Here is an 18,416-nt window from a genome sequence, read left to right on the forward strand (position 1 = left end):
AGGGACGGGATCATCGCACGTATGTATCACTTTCTCGTTTCGCAACATTGATACACTATGTTCCCGTACTTCTTGATACTGCCATTGTAGGCATGAACGCTGGTGTTGTCAAGATTTGGGGGGATTTAGCGCTGATGTCTGAGGATGCAGAACACCCATGGCGACCGATCTTAATTCCGGAAACGCTTTTCGGTCACCATGAAAGGCTCATGGTACCTAATTTGAGAGCCGACAGCGTTTTTCGGTCGCCATAGAGGGCTCATGGTGATCATTCTTCGGCTCGACGACGCTTTTCAGTCACCATGAAGCGCTCATGGTGACCGATCTCGGAGTCATCAACCCATTTGGGGCACCATGCCTGACGTCCATCATAGCATTTCCTGAAAAATAAGCGGGCGGTTCTCCGGTGCGTGATCACTAATTTGATAGCTCTCTTTTATGATCGATGCAACTTCTGTCACGTCATCACGGTTCGCATGCAAGTCAACGAGGGCATCCCCTTTTTCCACCCATTCCCCGACTTTCGCTTTCATTTCTACACCGACGGCATGGTCGATGCTGTCTTCTTTTGTCATTCGTCCTGCTCCCAACATGCTTGCCGCTCGGCCGATGTCTGTCGCGTCAATGCTTGAGATATATCCTGAGGCCGGTGCCTCTACCGTCACGGTGTTACTTGCCTGCACGAGACGTTCAGGATGATCCACGAGGGATGAATCGGCCCCTTGATTTGCGATAAAATCCCGAAATACATTTAGCGCACGTCCATCCCGAATCAAATCGTTTGCCAACACTTCTCCCGTTTCAACATCTTTTGCCTTCCCTCCGAGGACGAGCATGTGCGCGGCCAATCGAACGCTCAATCGGTGAATATCTTCCGGCCCCTTCCCTTGCAAAACGTCAATGGCTTCTTTCACTTCCAACGTGTTGCCGACCATGCGCCCAAGCGGTTGATCCATATCGGAAATGACGGCAACCGTTCTCCGATCCAATTCATTTCCGATATTCACCATCGTTTGCGCCAGCTCTTTTGCAGCCGGCAGGTTCGTCATAAAAGCTCCGCTTCCGACTTTCACGTCCAACACAATCGCGTCGGAACCGGCAGCGATTTTTTTACTCATGATCGAACTTGCAATCAACGGCATTGCATTTACGGTGGCGGTCACGTCACGAAGCGCATACAATTTTTTATCTGCCGGCGTCAGATTTCCCGATTGCCCGGCAATCGCTATTTTATGTTTGTTTACAAGATTAATAAACGTATCTTCATCCAATTCCGTCTCAAAACCCGGGAAAGCCTCCAACTTATCGATAGTTCCGCCCGTGTGGCCCAATCCGCGCCCGGATAATTTTGCCACGGGAACGCCTGCCGCAGCAACGATAGGCGACAGAATGAACGTCGTTTTGTCTCCAACCCCGCCAGTCGAATGCTTATCCACTTTCGTTCCGGCAATTCGGGACAGATCCAATTGGTCGCCGGATGCTGCCATCGCTTTCGTGAGCGCTGCGCTTTCTTGCTCGTCCATGCCTTGAAAATAAACCGCCATAGCAAACGCAGATGCCTGATAGTCAGGAATCTGACCTGCTGTATATGCCTGGACGAAATCCTCAATTTGTTTTGTAGACAGTGTTTCGCCGTCTCTTTTTTTTGCAATTAGATCTACCATTCGCATACGTATTGCCTCCTGGATGGATTGACTTGCCTTTCACTATGGTGCGTATTACGATTATACCGTATATCATTTAACCTTTGCCATCGAGGTGAAACGAGTGGAATTCCTATTTGCTATCGCGCCTATCCTTGGGATTTTTATTTTATTATTTATATTTAAGCAATCCTCTTTGCGTGCAGGTTTATTTGCGTATGGTGTCGCCGTTTTAATCACCGTCTTGACTTCTTCATTTTCGTTGGATTTTGAAGGGGTTTTCCATGCTTCGACCAAAGGGCTGCTGATTTCATTCATTGCCGCTTATGTTTTATTTTTTGGAATTTTCCTTTTTCATCTTATGAACAAAGCAGGGGCGATTGACCATATTGCGGATTTCATCTCGCGGTCAACCGATGACAAGATCATGCAGATGCTCCTATTGGTCGTTGGTTTTTCTCCTTTAATAGAATCAACGAGTGGATTCGGCACAGCTTTTTTAGTGGTCGCACCCATCTTGATCGCATTAGGATTTACCCGGGTAAAAGCAGCTTTGATTGGACTTGTCAGCTTGCTTGCCGTGCCTTGGGGCGCTCTCGCTACCGGAACGATCATCGGAGCCGAAACAGGCAATATTCCCCTTCAAAATTTGGGCTTGGGCAGCGCAATCATTAGCATCCCGATATTCATTTACTTCACCATTATTGCCGTCTATATTGCCGGCGGCCGGAAAGCTGTTAGGAAAAAATGGAAGGAAACAGCCTTGTTACTTTTAACGTTCAGCACGTCGATTTTACTTTTTAACGCTTATGTTAGTGTTGAGTTGGCAGGGGTGTTAGCTTCTTTAATCACGATAGGAATAGGGTTTGCCGTCATTAAAATAAAAGCTAAAAATCAAGCAGCGACCGACGGGGCGCCGAAATCCATAAACATTTTAAAAGCAGTCAGCCCTTATCTTTTATTAACTGCTTTAATTATGGTAACCCGATTGGTGCCTCCGGCGGAACAATTTCTAACATCGCATTTCGCCCTTGAATTGCCCGCATACGATTTTTCGTTAGGTCTCGTTTACTCGCCGGGCTTTTGGTTATTTGTTGCTTGTGTATTCACCATCATGATTTTTAAAATCAACAAAAATGTCATCAAGCACGCTTTTAAGGCAACTTTACAACAATGGATCCCTTTTGCCATCACAACATCCGCTTTCGTCGCCATGTCCGAAATAATGGCTGCTTCCGGGATGACGATACTTATAGCAACGATCACCGCAAGCCTATTAGGCAGTGGTTTTGTTTTTATTTCCCCTTTCATCGGCGCATTGGGTGGTTTTCTTACAGGGAGCAACACAGGTGCGAATGCAATGTTCATTAACCTCCAGGTGCAGACAGCCCATCAGCTCACCATGCCCCCTGAATTATTGGCTTATGCACAAAACACGGGTGCTTCCCATGCCACCATGGCATCACCTTCGCGGGTGATGTTAGGTGCATCACTATGTCATATCGGCTCACAAGAGGGCGTTTATTAAAAAACATGCTTTTTATTGTACTCGGCGCTGTGCTGATGATTATGATGATGATTGCCGGTTGGTTTTGGATGCTTTAAAATATGAATCGAGAGGTGTTCTTGTACAATGGCCTTATATGGCGTCATTCCGTTTGCCCATCATTTGTTGGAAAAAACGGTCACACGCGGAGACACAGTAGTAGATGCGACGACGGGAAACGGGCACGACACCGTCTTTCTTGCGAATCAAGTAGGCGCTTTCGGGTGCGTCGTTGGCTTCGACATTCAATATAAAGCGATCCAAAACACGCGGAATCGGCTAAAAAATGAACAACTTGATACGAACGTGGAATTGATTGAAGATAGCCATGCTTCTATCGAAGAAACTTTAAAGCGCAAGGGTTATGCCGCCCCGAAAGCAGCCATTTTCAATCTCGGCTACTTGCCCGGCAGCGACAAAAGCCTCACAACAAACAGTGAATCAACGATCACTGCCATCAACCAATTACTTAACATCATGCCGAGCAAAGGGTTGATCGCGCTCGTCATCTATCACGGACACGAAGAAGGAAAAAAAGAACGCGATGCCCTTCTTTCTTTTACATCCTCCCTCGACCAGGATAAAGTACTGGTCGCGCGTTATGAATTCAGCAATCGCAACAATCACCCACCGTTCTTGCTTGCACTGGAAAAACTATAAGTTGGAGATGTCAACGCATGCACATGATCATCGTTGGTGCCGGGATCCTCGGTGCCTCTACCGCTTATCACTTGGCAAAAACAGGACACACTGTTACGATCGTCGATCGTGAGGACAACGGACAAGCAACCGCGGCGGCCGCGGGAATGATCTGCCCGTGGCTTTCGCAACGACGAAACAAAGCGTGGTATACGCTCGTGAAAAACGGCGCTGCCTATTACCCGAAAATGGTTACCGAACTGGAAAAAGACGGCGAAACGAATGCCGGATATAAACGAGTCGGTGCCCTTCGTCTCCATACCGATGAAAAAAAATTAAGGGAAACGATGGAACGGGCAAAAATCAAGCGACAGGATGCTCCGGAAATCGGCGAACTCCTTCTTTTATCCCCTCAAGAAACGAAGGAACGCTTTCCGCTGCTCAATGATAGTCCATACAGCAGTCTTTATGCCGAAGGGGCGGCGCGTGTGGACGGTCATCAGTTGCGGAATGCATTGCTGAGAGGTGCGGAAAAGGCCGGAGCGGAGTTTATTGAGGGCAATGCGGTGCTATTAAAAGAAGGAGCTAACGTAGCCGGTGTCAAAATCAACGGAAAAGAGATAACCGGTGATAAGGTTGTTGTCACCGCCGGCGCCTGGGCGCAGTCCTTGTTGGATCCTTTCAGCATTGATGCCCAAGTGACCGAACAAAAAGCGCAAATCCTCTCTCTGCAGCTCCCACGTACGGATACCGGGAATTGGCCAATTATTATCCCGCCCGGCAAGCAATACATCGCCTCGTTTGAGCAGGGACGGATCGTCGCCGGTTCCTCCCAGGAAGACGATGCCGGTTTTGATGAACGCGTAACTGCCGGACCGGTTCACGAGATCCTATCGAAAACGTTACAGGTTGCTCCGGGCCTTGCTGACGCAGCGTGGACCGACACACGCGTCGGCTTCCGACCGTTCACTCCGAATTTTCTGCCTGTGTTCGGGGAGTTACCGAGGCTTAACGGTCTCATCTTTGCCAACGGCCTCGGCGCCACCGGGTTGACGATGGGGCCATACTTAGGTTCGATACTTGCGCGTATGGCAGTTGATGAGCCTGTGGAGTTAGATATAGCGGATTATGAGATCCAAACAAGACAGCTGTCTTGACAGATTTTAAAGCGAGAAATATAAGTTCGCATGGTAAGATATTCATAAGGTGGTTTAATTACCCGATCATGACGAAGGCGTTCGCGTTAACAACTGCTTCTGGCTCCCTGACTCGGACATTGATCGCATCATGGTGACCGAAAAAGTGGACGAGTCTCGTGTTCGGTCGCCATAACTACTTTATGACGACCGTAATGGCCTGAATGGAAAGAGTTCGGTCGCTATAACCGCATCATGGTGACCGAAACGGCTTGTCTCGAAAGAATTCAGTCGTCATAGCTGCCTCATGGCGACCGAACGAGCGATTCGCTTTCATTTTCGGTCACCATAACCATGTCATGAAGACCGGGACTTCTCAGAAGTGGATTGTGAACGATTTCGCAATTTAAAACCCCACTGCTTTAACTGTGGAAGTGTCAACAAAATAATTCTTCAAGGAAATGTTTACATTTTTCTTGTGTGAGCCTGTATCCATTCGCTGATTTCTTCAATACTAAGATGTTCGGTAACAATGCGCAACGTAAAATCGACCATTTCATCTGCTGATGTCTTTAGTTCATAACCGTTTTTGTACAGGAACATGAAAGTTGCCAAATGCGACGTTCGTTTATTCGCATTAGCAAAGCAATGGTTTCGGGCCAAACTTTGATATAACGCTGCGGCTTTACTAAAAATGGTTTCGTAGGCATCCTCACAAAAAACTGATTGCCTTGGTCTCATAACCGCGGATTCTAACAGCTCAGGTTGAAGTACCTCTTTCATCTCCGATGGTGAATATTTTTCAATCTGCACATGATTTAGATAGATAACCTCTTTAACCGTTATGAATTTGATCATTTTTCACCTATCCACGAGCTTTTTGTAGCCTTCATCGTACTGGTCAAAAGCTTTATTTAGCCCTTCAATAAACGTATCGTCCATAAAATCCAAGTTATGATCGGCTTTCTTTACTATGGATACGGTACCATCATCATTTAATGTGAACTTCACTGAGTCGCCTCGACCAGCTTTCAAGTGTTTTAATACTTCTTCTGGTAACGTGATGCCGTTTAATCTTCCAACATTCGTAATTTTTCTTTCCATATCTAACACCTCCATAGTTATATTCATCTTCCTTTATAATATAGTCATTTTTGCACTTTTATAACCATTATATTATTATAACGATTATAACAGATGTCCGCTCCTCTGTCCCGACCCATGACACTTGTCATACCCAATCCTTGACATCTATGTCTTACAAAGCTTTACGGTTTCCCCTACGATGGTGATAGATATCAATCGTCGCGGGGGTACGCTTATGAGTAAACAAAAACAAGCACAGTTAAAAAAGAGTGTCGCGCCTTTTGCCAACCCGAATATGAAATCCAGCATCATGCAGTTGGTAAATACCATCTTGCCATTTTTACTGTTTTGGTTCCTTGCCTATCAAAGCTTATCGGTTTCCATTTGGCTAACCCTTGCATTGGCAGTGATCGCCTCAGGTTTTGTCGTGCGTATCTTCATTATTTTCCACGACTGCACCCATGGTTCTTTTTTCAAGAAAACAAAGACCAATCGGATTGTCGGCACAATCACCGGCATCATTACCCATTTCGCTTTTGAAAAATGGAAGCGAAGCCACGCGATTCATCATGCCACGAGCGGCAATTTGGATAAACGCGGAACCGGTGATATATGGGTGATGACGGTTGAAGAATATGCCAATGCTTCTTTTTGGCAGCGGCTTCTCTATCGCCTTTACCGAAATCCAATCGTCATGTTCGGTTTCGGCCCCTTTTACCTTTTTATTTTATCCAACCGCTTTAATCGTAAAGGGGCAAAACGAAAAGAACGATGGAATACGTATGTGATCAACGCTTTCCTTGTCGCGATCTATACGATGCTTATCTGGGCTGTCGGTTGGCAAGCATTTCTCATTATCCAACTTCCGATTCTATTTATATCGGGATCACTCGGGATATGGTTGTTTTATGTCCAACATCAATTTGAAGATTCCTACTTTGAAAATGAAGAGGACTGGGATTTTGTCAAAGCCGCCGTCGATGGCAGTTCGTATTATAAACTCCCGAAAATCATGCAATGGATCACCGGCAACATCGGTTTTCATCACGTTCATCACTTAAGCCCGCGAGTGCCGAATTATAATTTGGAAAAAACACATGAAAACACACCACCACTCCAAAAAGCAACGACGATCACCATAGCCTCCAGCCTGCAATCGATTCGATTTCGACTGTATGACGAATCAAACCAAACGTTCGTAAGCTTTAAAGAAGTCAAAGCGTTGCTGAAACATCCAAGAACGGAATTTAATCACCGACCCACGAGCGCACAACAAAAATAAGCCCTTCCGTTTTAAACGGAAGGCTTTTCTTATGGTATACTCACAGGGGAGGGGTTCATCGATGCAAAACTGGTTTCATATTTTTCCGAAAAACACCGGGCTTAGTTTATATGCTTGGCTCATTTTTTGCCTTCTTCCTTTTTCATTTATTATTCATTCATCTTCTTCATTTGAAGTAACCATCGGCCTTGTTTTGTTGGTTCTGTTTTTCACCGCATACCGATTGTCTTTTATTAAAAGGGGCTGGACCGTTTACTTAACTTTAAGCATTGAAATGGTGATCAACATCGGGATGACGATGTATTTCGGTTATGTCTATTTCGCACTCTTTTTAGCTTTTTTCATTGGAAATATCCAAAATAAAGGCGGCTTTGTCACTTTATATGTGATTCATCTTACAACGACCATTTTTGCAATAACTGCCGGCTTTTTCCTGCAAAGCGAGACCTTTCTTATGCAATTGCCGTTTATTTTGATCAGCGTCATCGGTGTTATTCTTCTCCCCTTTGTTATATACAATCGAAATAAACGGGAACGTTTGGAGCATCAATTGGAAAACGCCAATGAAAAGATTTCGCAACTCATGGTCGTTGAGGAACGACAGCGTATTGCCCGTGACTTGCATGATACACTAGGACAAAAACTTTCCCTCATTGGCTTTAAAAGTGATTTGGCCGGGAAATTATTCGACGTGAAACCCGAATCTGCCAAATCGGAAATCGAAGATATTCACCATACCGCGAGAACGGCTTTAAATGAAGTGCGTGAGATCGTTTCTGATATGAAAGGAACCAAACTGAAAGATGAAGTCAGCCATGCCCGGGAAATTCTTGAAGCGACTCACATTGACTTTACGATGACCGGCGATGCTGAGCTTAGCAACACGCCTTTACTCGTCGAAAATGTGTTAAGCATGTGCTTGAAGGAAGCGGTGACAAATATCGTGAAGCATAGCCAAGCCTCTCTATGTCATCTCTCCATCAAAGATTCTTCGAGTGAATTGGTGATGAAAGTCCGGGACAATGGCATTGGAATTCCTGCAAGCCAGAAAACGACGATGGAAAGCGGCCTTCAAGGGATGAAAGAACGTTTGGAGTTTGTAAATGGGAGCTTGAGCAAGGAGTCATCCAATGGCATGACATTAACGATAAAAGTGCCCCATGTTGTTCAACAATCAGAATTGGGGGAATCGCCATGATTCGAATTATTATTGCCGAAGACCAGCAAATGCTCCTCGGTGCGCTTGGATCTTTGCTTGACCTGGAAGAAGACATGAAAGTTGTAGATAAAGCGCGCAATGGCGAAGAAGCATTGGCTTTCGTGCGAAGCCATAAGCCCGATATTTGTATTATGGATATTGAAATGCCGGTCAAAAGCGGATTGGACGCCGCAGAAGAATTAAAGGATCATTCGTGCAAAGTCATCGTCCTCACCACTTTTGCCCGTGCCGGGTATTTTGAACGCGCGCGTAAAGCGGGAGTAAGCGGCTATTTGTTAAAAGATAGTCCGAGCGAGGATCTGGCAAACGCTATCCGGACCATTATGTCCGGCAGAAAAATATATGCACCGGAACTTGTAGACATGGCTTATGACAATGAAAATCCATTAACAGAGCGCGAAACACAAGTGATCCAACTGATTGCCGACGGCAAAAACACAAAGGAAATCGCACATCAGCTTTCGATTACGAGCGGCACTGTCCGCAATTACGTTTCCGTTATCTTGGATAAGCTCGATGTGAGCAATCGGATCGAAGCAATTGCCCGGTTTAAAGAGAAGGGTTGGTTTAAATAAGACGCAAGGATTTATGAAACAGTTCTTCCATGAGAATCGGGGTATTTACATCCCTTTTGTACACAGGGTATAATTAACGCGTATGTTGCAATTAAAATGGGATGTGTGTAGGTATGCCTAATATTGGAGATAGAGTGAAAAAATAGCTGGACAAAGGCCTGTCATTATCAGAGGTCTCGGAACGTTCGGGAGTGGCGAAATCGTATCTAAGCTCACTAGAGCGCTCTCTTCAGTCGAACCCTTCCATTGATCCCGTTCAGAAAATTGCCGATGTTCTAGGTGTATCCCTCGAAACATTAATTGTAGAGCATCAACCGATTACCGATGAACCGTTAGATCCCGAATGGTTAAAACTAGCGCAAGAAGCGATGAATTCGGGAATTAGCAAACCTAAGGGATTACATTGAATTAACAAAATGGAAAAAACGAAAACGAACAATAGAGGTAAAAAGAGTGCTGCACTCCAACACGGCACTCTTTTTTATGTATTACATATATCCTCACAACCGCCCCAGCCGTTGCCAAATAAAATAAAGCATAAAACGAAAAACCTCTTCCCGCTCCGGCTCACTGAAAATTTCGTGGTATAGTCCGCGCCATTCACGCAAAGCACGATCCTCAAGCCGCAACCGGTTGAACCATTCATGCGTTACCCGCTTATCAACGAGATAATCTTCCCCCGATTGCAAGGTGAGCAACGGGACGTTCGGAAATTGGTAGGCATGTTCCAAACTCGTCTTCATCGCTTTCGCCAACTCTTGATACCAACGGACGGTTACATGATGAACGTACAATTCATCTTTTAACAACTCTCTTTTCGTTTCTTCGTCTCGAGTCACTTGCTCCACACGGATCCCGGTTTTCATGCTAAACGTTGGGATAACTTTGTGCAAGCCTCTGGCAAGCAATGTCGACCCTTTCTTCGGCGGATCATAGAGATGCAAACATGGCGAAGACAATATCACACCTCGAACAGGCAGTTGTTTTTCCATCATTGTTCGGATAACACCAAGGCCTCCAAGGCTATGCCCGAAAAGAAAGACGGGCAAATTGTAAACGGCTGCTTCTTTATACCAATGATGAATGGAATCAATATATTGGTTAAAATGGTCAATATGCCCTCTTTTGCCTCGTGTCCTTCCGAAACCGGGAAGATCCCCTGCAACGACATGAAAATGTTCTTTGTTTAATCGTTCAATGAGCCATTGATAGCGACCATAATGTTCCCCTGCTCCGTGAACGATAACAATGACACCGATCGGATTCTCACATTTCCATATTCGCATAATTGTTCTCCCTCCCTTGAATCAAAACATTCCCTTCCCTTATTACACCATATGTCGACAGCTTTTTCACGCCAAAAAATATGTGAAAGGTATGTATTTTCCATTTCTGATATAATCAACTGAAGGGGGAAACCCTTCTCACACATAGCAAAGGAGGCAAGCATAATGATCATCTATCCGTATGATGATAGACTCCCCGAAATTGCAAAAAGCTGTTATATCGCCGATGGTGTTGTCGTCACCGGCGATGTATCGATTGGGAGTGACAGCAGCATATGGTTTCACACGGTGATTCGGGGCGATGTCGCCCCAACCGTTATTGGCGATCGCGTCAATATACAGGATCAATGCATGCTTCATCAAAGTCCTGCACAACCTTTAACTATTGAAGATGATGTTTCCGCCGGGCATCAAGTTGTGTTACACGGATGCACGATCCGGCAAAAAGCATTGATCGGCATGAAAGCAACAGTGCTCGATGGTGCCGAAGTTGGTGAAGAAGCGTTTGTCGCCGCAGGCGCACTCGTCACACCCGGAACGAAAATCCCGCCGCGCACACTCGCGATGGGAAGCCCGGCACGAGTCGTTCGTGACCTAAATGAGGATGATCTCGAGGAAATGAAACGTGTGCGCGAAGCATACGTAGCGCGCGGGAAAACCTATGCAAAAGCATCAAGGCAAACGTAAAAAAATACATAGAAAAGAGGGTAACAGATGACGACATTCCAAGAGCAAATCGAAAGCTATGCAGATATCGCTTTAAACGTCGGCGTTAACATTCAAAAAGGGCAAACACTCTTCATACGTTCGCCATTGTTTGCCGCTGATTTCGTTCGCATCGTGGCGAAAAAAGCATACGAAGCAGGCGCAAAACACGTTCGTGTCGATTGGAGCGATGAAGAACTTACACGCTTAAAATTTGAGCTTGCTCCCGAAGAAGCGTTTTCCGAATTTCCGGACTGGCACGCGCGGGCAATGGAAGAGGAAGCGGAAAATAACGCCGCTTTTTTAACCATTACCGGCGGTGATCCCGACTTGCTGAAAGGGATTGACCCTGAAAGAGTTTCTACTGCCAATAAAACGAGCGGGAAAGCGATGGAAGGGTTTCGGAGCTACATTCAATCGGACAAAGTGAGTTGGTCCATCGTTGCCGTGCCTTCCGTAAAATGGGCAGAAAGAGTATTTCCGGAAGCTGAAGGGGAAGAGGCCGTCTCCAAACTCTGGCAAGCGATATTTGACGCAACCCGGGTGAACGAACCCGACGCTGTTACTGCTTGGCAGGAGCATCTGAAAACGTTGGACGAAAAAATGGAAGCCCTAAACACTAAACATTTCCACGCTCTGCACTATACAGCGGAAGGAACCGATTTGACGATTGAACTCCCTGAAACGCACCTCTGGGCGTCCGGTGGAAGCGTCAGCAAAGCAGGCGTAAACTTCGTCGCCAACATCCCGACCGAAGAAGTTTTTACTGCCGCTAAGAAAAAAGGCGTAAACGGAAAAGTTTCCAGTAAAAAACCACTCAACTATGGGGGAACCTTGATCAGCGACTTTACGTTAACGTTTGAAAACGGGAAAGTGATCGATTTTGAAGCAAAAGAAGGCGAAGAAACGTTGCAACGATTGCTGGAAGGCGATGACGGTGCTTCTTATATCGGAGAAGTTGCCCTTGTCCCACACCGTTCCCCCATTTCAGACACAAACATTATTTTCTTTAACACGCTGTTCGATGAGAATGCCTCCAATCATCTCGCTTTAGGGAGTGCCTACGCGTTCAACATTGAAGGCGGCAAGGACATGGAAAAAGAAGAATTGGAGGAAAAGGGCCTAAATACAAGCATCACCCATGTTGATTTTATGGTCGGAGATGCGGATATGGACATCGACGGCATTCATAAAGACGGCACACAAGAGCCCGTTTTCCGAAACGGGGACTGGGCCTTTTAGAAAAACTTGACTTATCGCCAAGGATGGCGAAAGTCAAAGTCTTTTCTGATAGTGTTAATAGCCAAAAAACACCGTTGGAACGAAACGTTCTCAACGGTATTTTTTCGCTTATTTCGCTTCCGCCACAAAAGCATCTTCTTTAAGCAACGCGGCTTTATCGGTACGCTCCCAAGGAAGATCAACATCCGTTCGTCCAAAATGGCCGTAAGCAGCGGTCTTACCATATATTGGACGCCGCAAACCTAGCATATGAATGATACCGGCCGGACGAAGATCAAAATGTTTCTCCACGAGTTGCAAAAGAATGCTCTCTTTCACTTTACCGGTTCCAAACGTATCAATGGAAATGGAAACCGGGCGGGCGACGCCGATCGCGTAAGCAATTTGCACTTCACATTTTTTTGCAAGTCCGGCGGCAACAATATTTTTCGCGACATACCTGGCTGCATAGGAAGCAGAGCGATCCACTTTTGTCGCGTCTTTCCCGGAAAAAGCACCTCCGCCATGGCGCGCGATGCCGCCATACGTATCTACGATGATTTTCCTGCCAGTAAGCCCTGCATCTCCTTGCGGACCGCCAATCACAAATCGGCCGGTCGGATTAATAAAAATATTGGTTGCTTCGTCAATCAAATGCTCCGGAACCACTTCCAAGATAACGTTGGCCATTATTTCTTTTTCAAGCTTCGCCATCGTCACTTCCGATTGATGCTGTGCGGAAATAACGATCGTATCGACACGCAGCGGCCGGTTCCCTTCATCGTATTCAATTGTTACCTGCGTCTTTCCATCCGGACGCAAAAAAGGAATCGTCCCGTCTTTTCGCACTTTTGACAGACGCCGGGCCAATTGGTGCGCCAAAAAAATCGGTAATGGCATATACTCTTCGGTTTCATCATCGGCATAACCAAACATTAAGCCTTGGTCTCCGGCACCGATTGCCTCAATTTCTTCCTCGGACATTTTGCCTTCCCGAGATTCCAAAGCAGTGTTAACCCCTTGGGCAATATCGGGCGATTGTTCATCAATTGCGGTCATCACTGCACACGTGTCGGCATCAAGTCCGAATTTTGCACGTGTATAACCGATATCTTTCAACGTATCCCTAGTAACCTTGGAAATATCGACATAGGTCGTCGTCGTAATCTCCCCTGTCACCAGGATCATTCCTGTATTTGCCACCGTCTCACAAGCAACGCGGGCATTTGGGTCTTTTTTTAATATTTCATCCAGAATCCGATCGGAAATCTGGTCACAAATTTTATCCGGATGGCCTTCCGTAACTGATTCAGACGTAAAAAGTCTGCGTCCATTCGCTTCCATCGTGCCTCCTCCTTCGATGATCTGTTCTATATGTGTAGTGGATGGATTTAAAAAAACCCCTGATTCCCGAGGGAAAAGGGGTCATCGTTCATCACCTTTTTCGCCTCTTATCTTGCAAAGCAGTGATCGCTTTGCCAGGTTGGCACCTTTCCCCGCCGGGGATGGTTGCTGGGCTTCCAAGGGCCTGTCCCTCCACCTACTCTTGATAAGAGCGTACCTTAATACCAGCCGCATCAAAGTCGCAATCATTATTTCCATATGATTTTAACACAGTCATGTCGAGAAATAAAGATATGGGATTAAGCTGTCAGGATAAACTCAAAGTACAACAATTTATTAATCGAAATAAGCTTCGTCTTTCCACTTAGTCATCCCCAAACTTTGATTCACTTGTTCCTCTCAGCATAGCTTGACCTCCGTTTGAGGGATTACTTTGGTTCACTTGTTCCTCTCAGTGTAGCCCGGCATCCGTTTGAGGGATTACTTTGGTTCACTTGTTCCTCTCAGCGTAGCTTGACTTCCGTTTGAGGGATTACTTTGGTTCACTTGTTCCTCTCAGCGTAGCCCGGCATCCGTTTGAGGGATTACTTTGGTTCACTTGTTCCTCTCAGCGTAGCTTGACTTCCGTTTGAGGGATTACTTTGGTTCACTTGTTCCTCTCAGCGTAGCCCGGCATCCGTTTGGGGGATTACTTGTGACCAGAATGTCCCCACCAAACGAAGATAGCGCTATTTCGAAAGGGCTCGGAAGCGAGATGTAATCCCCAAAATGAGGGAATAGATATTTTTGCGTCTCCGGCTCATCGACACAGTGCTTGTAGACGAGACCTTCATTAAGGTGTGCCAAAGAATGCGTGAATTTGATCGTCATCGGAAACACTATGGAGACCGAAAGGTACATGTTCATCTGTGTAGGGCTTCATAAACGGGGCATGGCGATCGAAAAACATTGTGTCATACGTGTTCGGGCACAGCACCATACACGATTCATGGTGACCGAAACGAACGACGAAACAGGATTTCGAACTCCGAGAAAGTGCTCCACACACACGTGACAACCTCGTCTGATTGATTTTCAAATTCCCAAGTAACATTTCATTCGCAGACACAAATTTTTTACATAAAAATAGTATAGACTATATGATAAAATGTGTTATACTAATTGCATCTAATCTTAATTACATGCCCTCAGCTTAGCACAGAAAGGATTTTGCCGATTATGAGTACCGTTTCATTTGTATCAGCCTTAGATCATCTTTTAAACCAAAGACAGGCCGAATTCGATCTTCCCGAGCCTAGATTAGTGGAAAGGGCACTTGCACGCGATGAGGGCATTCTCACGAAAGCCGGTGCTTTTGCGGCGACGACGGGGGCATATACCGGCCGCTCTCCTAAAGATAAATTTATCGTCGATGAACCTTCGATCCACGAAGACATCGACTGGGGACCGGTAAATGCGCCGATTGACCGTGACGTGTTTTCTGCGCTTTATCGCAAGGTGCTTCATTATCTTGGGCAACAAGAAGCGATTTTTGTTACCCACGGCTATGCCGGAAAAGATCAAAGTTATCGTTTGCCGCTCAAAGTTGTTAATGAATATGCGTGGCACAATTTATTTGCCCGTCAATTGTTTATTCGTCCGGAAATCGGTGAAGATCCCGCTGCAGAGGATAGCTTCACCATCGTCTCCGCCCCCGGATTCAAAGCAGATCCAAACGTAGATGGAACCCGGTCTGAAGCATTCGTTCTTATTTCTTTTGAAGAAAAAGTGATTCTCATAGGCGGTACGGAATATGCCGGCGAAATGAAAAAATCAATTTTTTCCGTGATGAATTATCTTTTGCCTGCACGGGAAGTGATGCCGATGCATTGCTCGGCCAATACCGGAAAAGAAGGGGATGTCGCCCTATTTTTCGGTTTATCAGGAACAGGGAAAACAACGCTTTCCGCTGATCCCAATCGCTTTCTGATCGGAGATGACGAACACGGCTGGTCCGAAAACGGTATTTTTAACATTGAAGGAGGCTGTTATGCAAAGACCATCAAGCTCTCCGAGGAAAAAGAACCGGACATCTACCATGCCATCCGTTTTGGAGCGGTCTTGGAGAACGTCGTCGTGGACGAAGACACGCGTATGCCGGATTATGATGACACGTATTACACAGAAAACACACGCGCTGCTTACCCGATTGAGCACATCGACAATATGCTTCCGCAGGGAAAAGCAGGCCATCCGAACACGATCATTTTCCTTACGGCTGACGCATTCGGCGTGCTCCCTCCAATCAGCAAATTGACGAAAGAGCAAGCAATGTACCATTTTCTGAGTGGTTACACGAGTAAGCTCGCGGGTACGGAACGGGGCATTACCGAACCGGAAGCCACATTCTCCAGTTGCTTTGGCGCACCGTTTTTGCCACGTCACGCATCTGTATACGCAGAAATGCTTGGCGAAAAAATCGATACACATGACGCCAACGTTTTCCTTATCAACACCGGATGGACCGGCGGGAGCTATGGAACGAGCGAGCGCATCGATTTGGCGTACACGAGAGCAATGGTGCAAGCGGCGCTTGAGGGAGAACTAAATCAGGTAGAATCCGTTATGGATCCTATTTTCGGCCTCCATGTTCCCACTCGCTGCCCGGGTGTTCCCGACAACGTTTTACAACAACGTGAAACATGGAATGACCTGGAAGAGTACGAGCGAAAAGCAAAAGAGCTGGCCGCGAAATTCCACCGCAATTTTGAACGATTTACACATGTCCCGGAAAACATCCGAAATGCCGGGCCGCTTGTTTAAAACCGTGCGAAAGGTTTTTGCCTTTCCTCGGTTTTTTCTTTTATCCTTTTAACTTCTCCGATATTACAGGTTTTGAGGGAAAAATTTTCGGCAGCCCTTACATAATGATAATAGTAAATGCATTTAATGCATTTAATGCACTTTAAGTTATAGAAGTGTGGTCTAACTCGGAGCAGCCGTCAAGGCCGAGAATCTAATGAAATGAAAATCTTCTGTCATCAATTGACCGGTTCGGATGACTAGTATATTCAATATGGGAGAAGATCACAAACAAAGCACGTTCTGCTTGGAAGTAAAAGTAACTGCGGATTAAATCTACACAGAAAGTTAGAGTGGCTAGCAAACTTGGAGGCCAAAAGACTTTAAAACTGTTTACAAGGGAAAATGTGACGCGCCACCTTGTAAGTTAGTGGGAAAGGGACGAGAACAGCTATCAAAGAAGACCAACCATATTGGTTAAAACCGAAATTGGATTGGATGGAGGATTTAGAATTGCCGCATGAGTCCGTAGTAGCAAAGAGGAAAGGATAATGCCTTGCTAGTATAGCGGATCAGTATTTATGGGTAAGAGGTTATTTTTGTGCAACAGCAGGAAATGTCACGGAAGAAAACATTAGAAATCACATCGAAAACAAACCAATGAGAAGAGGAACGATATATTCAGAATTGATGATTGAGCTCCAGTCAAAAGGCATATGCTTGACCATAAGACTGCCAGCAGATTTCAGTCTAAAAAGTGGGACATTTATGCCCAAACCCACCTGTTTTAGCAGATGGTCGTCTAAAGGGTAGAAATGTTTGCTCCACCCCAGAAATGATGAGAAGTTGACAATACTACTGAAGGAATACTGAACATGATTTATGATTATGGTTCAGTATACATAAACAATAATAATTTACCTAACCATCATTATATTCTAATAAATGTTATCGTGAGTAATCCATCTAGCAGTCGTCAACGGAGACTAGACGATTAGAAAAAGGTTCGTATGACCTTTTTCCAATCATCCATCCAAAGTTGTACTATATCCTTATTTTTCCTTCATATCAAAATATTCTCTGCAATGGAGTCATCTAGATAATTCAATGGTATTTATAAAACCCTTCCCCGGATTTACGGCCTAATTTTCCGGCTTTCACATATTTGATGAGGAGCGGACAAGGGCGGTATTTTTCGCCGAGCGTTTCATACAAATAGTTCATGTTACGTAGGCGGCTATCGAGGCCAACGAGGTCTGCCAATTCAAGCGGCCCCATCGGGTGGTTCAAACCGAGTTTAAGCGCTTTGTCGATATCTTCGGCTGAGGCGACACCTTCCATGTACATGTTCATTGCCTCGTTTCCGATCAGACAGTTCATGCGGCTCGTCACAAACCCCGGAAATTCATTGACTTCCACCGTTTCCTTGTTCATTTTTTCCCCGAGATCTTGCACAATCCGTACCGTTTCTTCGGAAGTATCCAATCCCTTGATCATCTCTATCAGCTTCATTTTGTGAACCGGATTGAAAAAATGCATGGCAATTACTTTCTCCGGGCGATGCGTCGCCGCGCCGATCTCGGTCGGGCTGAGCGTTGATGTATTTGTCGCCAAAACGGTATGGTTCGGGCAATGCTCATCAAGCTGCCGGAAAATCTTCACCTTTAACGGGATTTCTTCCAACACTGCTTCAATAACGACGTCTGCCTCGCACACAGCTTCCCGCAGATTATTTTCATAAACTATTTGTCGCTTCGCTACTTCCGCCTGATCGCCATCAATAAAGCCTCTATCTGTACTTTTTTGCAATAATTCCTCAATCGCTCCCCGTCCCTGTTCAAGGTTGGCTTCATCGATATCATAGATTTTTACCCGGAAGCCGCTCAAAGCAGCCGTATAAGCGATGCCTCTGCCCATCGTTCCGGCTCCCACGACACTAATTTGCTGCAACAC

General features: G+C 45.7%; 15 protein-coding genes, 1 pseudogene and 1 riboswitch. Of the genes and pseudogenes, 10 read left to right on the forward strand and 6 right to left on the reverse strand.

Features of this window, described 5'->3' with window-relative positions; translation table 11 throughout:
* Positions 1-368: 368 nt before the first annotated feature.
* The gene (locus HUG15_RS18760; RefSeq protein ID WP_200124702.1) at positions 369-1,670 is read right to left on the reverse strand and encodes a pyrimidine-nucleoside phosphorylase; all 1,302 of its coding nucleotides are present in this window, start codon (positions 1,668-1,670) and stop codon (positions 369-371) included.
* A 97-nt stretch (positions 1,671-1,767) separates the two neighbouring features.
* On the opposite strand from HUG15_RS18760, the pseudogene HUG15_RS18765 reads away from it, so the two are divergent.
* The 3 genes and pseudogenes from HUG15_RS18765 to HUG15_RS18775 all read left to right on the forward strand — a co-directional run bounded on the left by HUG15_RS18765 (position 1,768) and on the right by HUG15_RS18775 (position 4,985).
* A pseudogene (locus HUG15_RS18765) lies at positions 1,768-3,248 on the forward strand (L-lactate permease).
* Positions 3,249-3,276: 28 nt separating this feature from the next.
* Entirely contained in the window at positions 3,277-3,849 is a 573-nt protein-coding gene (gene mnmM, locus HUG15_RS18770; protein WP_200124704.1) for a tRNA 5-(aminomethyl)-2-thiouridylate-methyltransferase MnmM, read from the forward strand.
* 17 nt (positions 3,850-3,866) lie between these two features.
* A complete protein-coding gene (locus HUG15_RS18775; protein WP_200124706.1) occupies positions 3,867-4,985 on the forward strand; it encodes an NAD(P)/FAD-dependent oxidoreductase in 1,119 nt (372 codons plus the stop codon).
* A 444-nt stretch (positions 4,986-5,429) separates the two neighbouring features.
* On the opposite strand, the gene HUG15_RS18780 is transcribed toward HUG15_RS18775, so the two are convergent.
* Positions 5,430-5,822: a type II toxin-antitoxin system death-on-curing family toxin gene (locus HUG15_RS18780; RefSeq protein ID WP_343073129.1), complete on the reverse strand. Its 393-nt coding sequence runs from the start codon at positions 5,820-5,822 to the stop codon at positions 5,430-5,432.
* A gap of 3 nt (positions 5,823-5,825) precedes the next feature.
* Complete coding sequence (locus HUG15_RS18785; protein ID WP_200124708.1) at positions 5,826-6,068, reverse strand: AbrB/MazE/SpoVT family DNA-binding domain-containing protein; 243 nt, start codon at positions 6,066-6,068, stop codon at positions 5,826-5,828.
* A 217-nt stretch (positions 6,069-6,285) separates the two neighbouring features.
* Between HUG15_RS18785 and desA the strand changes: the two genes are divergently transcribed.
* The 4 genes from desA to HUG15_RS18805 all read left to right on the forward strand — a co-directional run bounded on the left by desA (position 6,286) and on the right by HUG15_RS18805 (position 9,533).
* Positions 6,286-7,332 (forward strand): Delta(5) desaturase DesA, encoded by a 1,047-nt coding sequence (gene desA, locus HUG15_RS18790; RefSeq protein WP_200124710.1) that lies wholly within the window; start codon positions 6,286-6,288, stop codon positions 7,330-7,332.
* Positions 7,333-7,393: 61 nt separating this feature from the next.
* The gene (locus tag HUG15_RS18795) at positions 7,394-8,530 is read left to right on the forward strand and encodes a sensor histidine kinase (RefSeq protein ID WP_200124712.1); all 1,137 of its coding nucleotides are present in this window, start codon (positions 7,394-7,396) and stop codon (positions 8,528-8,530) included.
* Positions 8,527-9,126, forward strand: a complete 600-nt coding sequence (locus HUG15_RS18800) for a response regulator transcription factor (protein ID WP_200124714.1) — start codon at positions 8,527-8,529, stop codon at positions 9,124-9,126. Before HUG15_RS18795 ends, HUG15_RS18800 begins: the two co-directional genes overlap by 4 nt.
* Before the next feature lie 191 nt (positions 9,127-9,317).
* A complete protein-coding gene (locus tag HUG15_RS18805; RefSeq protein WP_343073130.1) occupies positions 9,318-9,533 on the forward strand; it encodes a helix-turn-helix domain-containing protein in 216 nt (71 codons plus the stop codon).
* 93 nt (positions 9,534-9,626) lie between these two features.
* Here HUG15_RS18805 and HUG15_RS18810 read toward each other — a convergent pair whose 3' ends face one another.
* Entirely contained in the window at positions 9,627-10,412 is a 786-nt protein-coding gene (locus HUG15_RS18810; RefSeq protein ID WP_200124716.1) for an alpha/beta hydrolase, read from the reverse strand.
* A 168-nt stretch (positions 10,413-10,580) separates the two neighbouring features.
* On the opposite strand from HUG15_RS18810, the gene HUG15_RS18815 reads away from it, so the two are divergent.
* Together HUG15_RS18815 and HUG15_RS18820 are read left to right on the forward strand one after the other, a co-directional pair.
* On the forward strand, positions 10,581-11,099 hold the full coding sequence (locus tag HUG15_RS18815) for a gamma carbonic anhydrase (protein ID WP_200129052.1): 519 nt from the start codon (positions 10,581-10,583) through the stop codon (positions 11,097-11,099).
* Between the two features lie 27 nt (positions 11,100-11,126).
* Positions 11,127-12,359 carry an aminopeptidase gene (locus HUG15_RS18820; RefSeq protein ID WP_200124718.1) on the forward strand — a complete coding sequence of 411 codons (1,233 nt, stop codon included), beginning with the start codon at positions 11,127-11,129 and terminating at the stop codon, positions 12,357-12,359.
* Positions 12,360-12,467: 108 nt separating this feature from the next.
* On the opposite strand, the gene metK is transcribed toward HUG15_RS18820, so the two are convergent.
* Positions 12,468-13,682, reverse strand: coding sequence for a methionine adenosyltransferase (metK, locus tag HUG15_RS18825; protein WP_200124720.1), 1,215 nt, complete (start codon positions 13,680-13,682; stop codon positions 12,468-12,470).
* 104 nt (positions 13,683-13,786) lie between these two features.
* Positions 13,787-13,894, reverse strand: a riboswitch (SAM riboswitch).
* A gap of 1,006 nt (positions 13,895-14,900) precedes the next feature.
* On the opposite strand from metK, the gene pckA reads away from it, so the two are divergent.
* Entirely contained in the window at positions 14,901-16,484 is a 1,584-nt protein-coding gene (gene pckA / locus HUG15_RS18830) for a phosphoenolpyruvate carboxykinase (ATP) (protein ID WP_200124722.1), read from the forward strand.
* 1,083 nt (positions 16,485-17,567) lie between these two features.
* On the opposite strand, the gene HUG15_RS18835 is transcribed toward pckA, so the two are convergent.
* Positions 17,568-18,413 (reverse strand): 3-hydroxyacyl-CoA dehydrogenase NAD-binding domain-containing protein, encoded by an 846-nt coding sequence (locus tag HUG15_RS18835; protein ID WP_200124724.1) that lies wholly within the window; start codon positions 18,411-18,413, stop codon positions 17,568-17,570.
* Positions 18,414-18,416: the final 3 nt, after the last annotated feature.

Origin of the sequence: Salicibibacter cibarius (assembly GCF_016495725.1) — a bacterium.
In the GTDB taxonomy this organism is placed as follows: Bacteria; Bacillota; Bacilli; order Bacillales; family Marinococcaceae; genus Salicibibacter; species Salicibibacter cibarius.

Excerpts from the sequence above, each read along its gene's own strand:
- HUG15_RS18820 (WP_200124718.1), top strand. The coding sequence starts at position 11,127 with ATGACGACATTCCAAGAGCAAATCGAAAGCTATGCAGATATCGCTTTA.
- HUG15_RS18795 (WP_200124712.1), top strand. The coding sequence starts at position 7,394 with ATGCAAAACTGGTTTCATATTTTTCCGAAAAACACCGGGCTTAGTTTA.
- desA (WP_200124710.1), top strand. The coding sequence starts at position 6,286 with ATGAGTAAACAAAAACAAGCACAGTTAAAAAAGAGTGTCGCGCCTTTT.
- HUG15_RS18780 (WP_343073129.1), bottom strand. The coding sequence starts at position 5,822 with ATGATCAAATTCATAACGGTTAAAGAGGTTATCTATCTAAATCATGTG.
- mnmM (WP_200124704.1), top strand. The coding sequence starts at position 3,277 with ATGGCCTTATATGGCGTCATTCCGTTTGCCCATCATTTGTTGGAAAAA.
- metK (WP_200124720.1), bottom strand. The coding sequence starts at position 13,682 with ATGGAAGCGAATGGACGCAGACTTTTTACGTCTGAATCAGTTACGGAA.
- HUG15_RS18775 (WP_200124706.1), top strand. The coding sequence starts at position 3,867 with ATGCACATGATCATCGTTGGTGCCGGGATCCTCGGTGCCTCTACCGCT.
- HUG15_RS18785 (WP_200124708.1), bottom strand. The coding sequence starts at position 6,068 with ATGGAAAGAAAAATTACGAATGTTGGAAGATTAAACGGCATCACGTTA.
- HUG15_RS18800 (WP_200124714.1), top strand. The coding sequence starts at position 8,527 with ATGATTCGAATTATTATTGCCGAAGACCAGCAAATGCTCCTCGGTGCG.
- pckA (WP_200124722.1), top strand. The coding sequence starts at position 14,901 with ATGAGTACCGTTTCATTTGTATCAGCCTTAGATCATCTTTTAAACCAA.
- HUG15_RS18760 (WP_200124702.1), bottom strand. The coding sequence starts at position 1,670 with ATGCGAATGGTAGATCTAATTGCAAAAAAAAGAGACGGCGAAACACTG.
- HUG15_RS18810 (WP_200124716.1), bottom strand. The coding sequence starts at position 10,412 with ATGCGAATATGGAAATGTGAGAATCCGATCGGTGTCATTGTTATCGTT.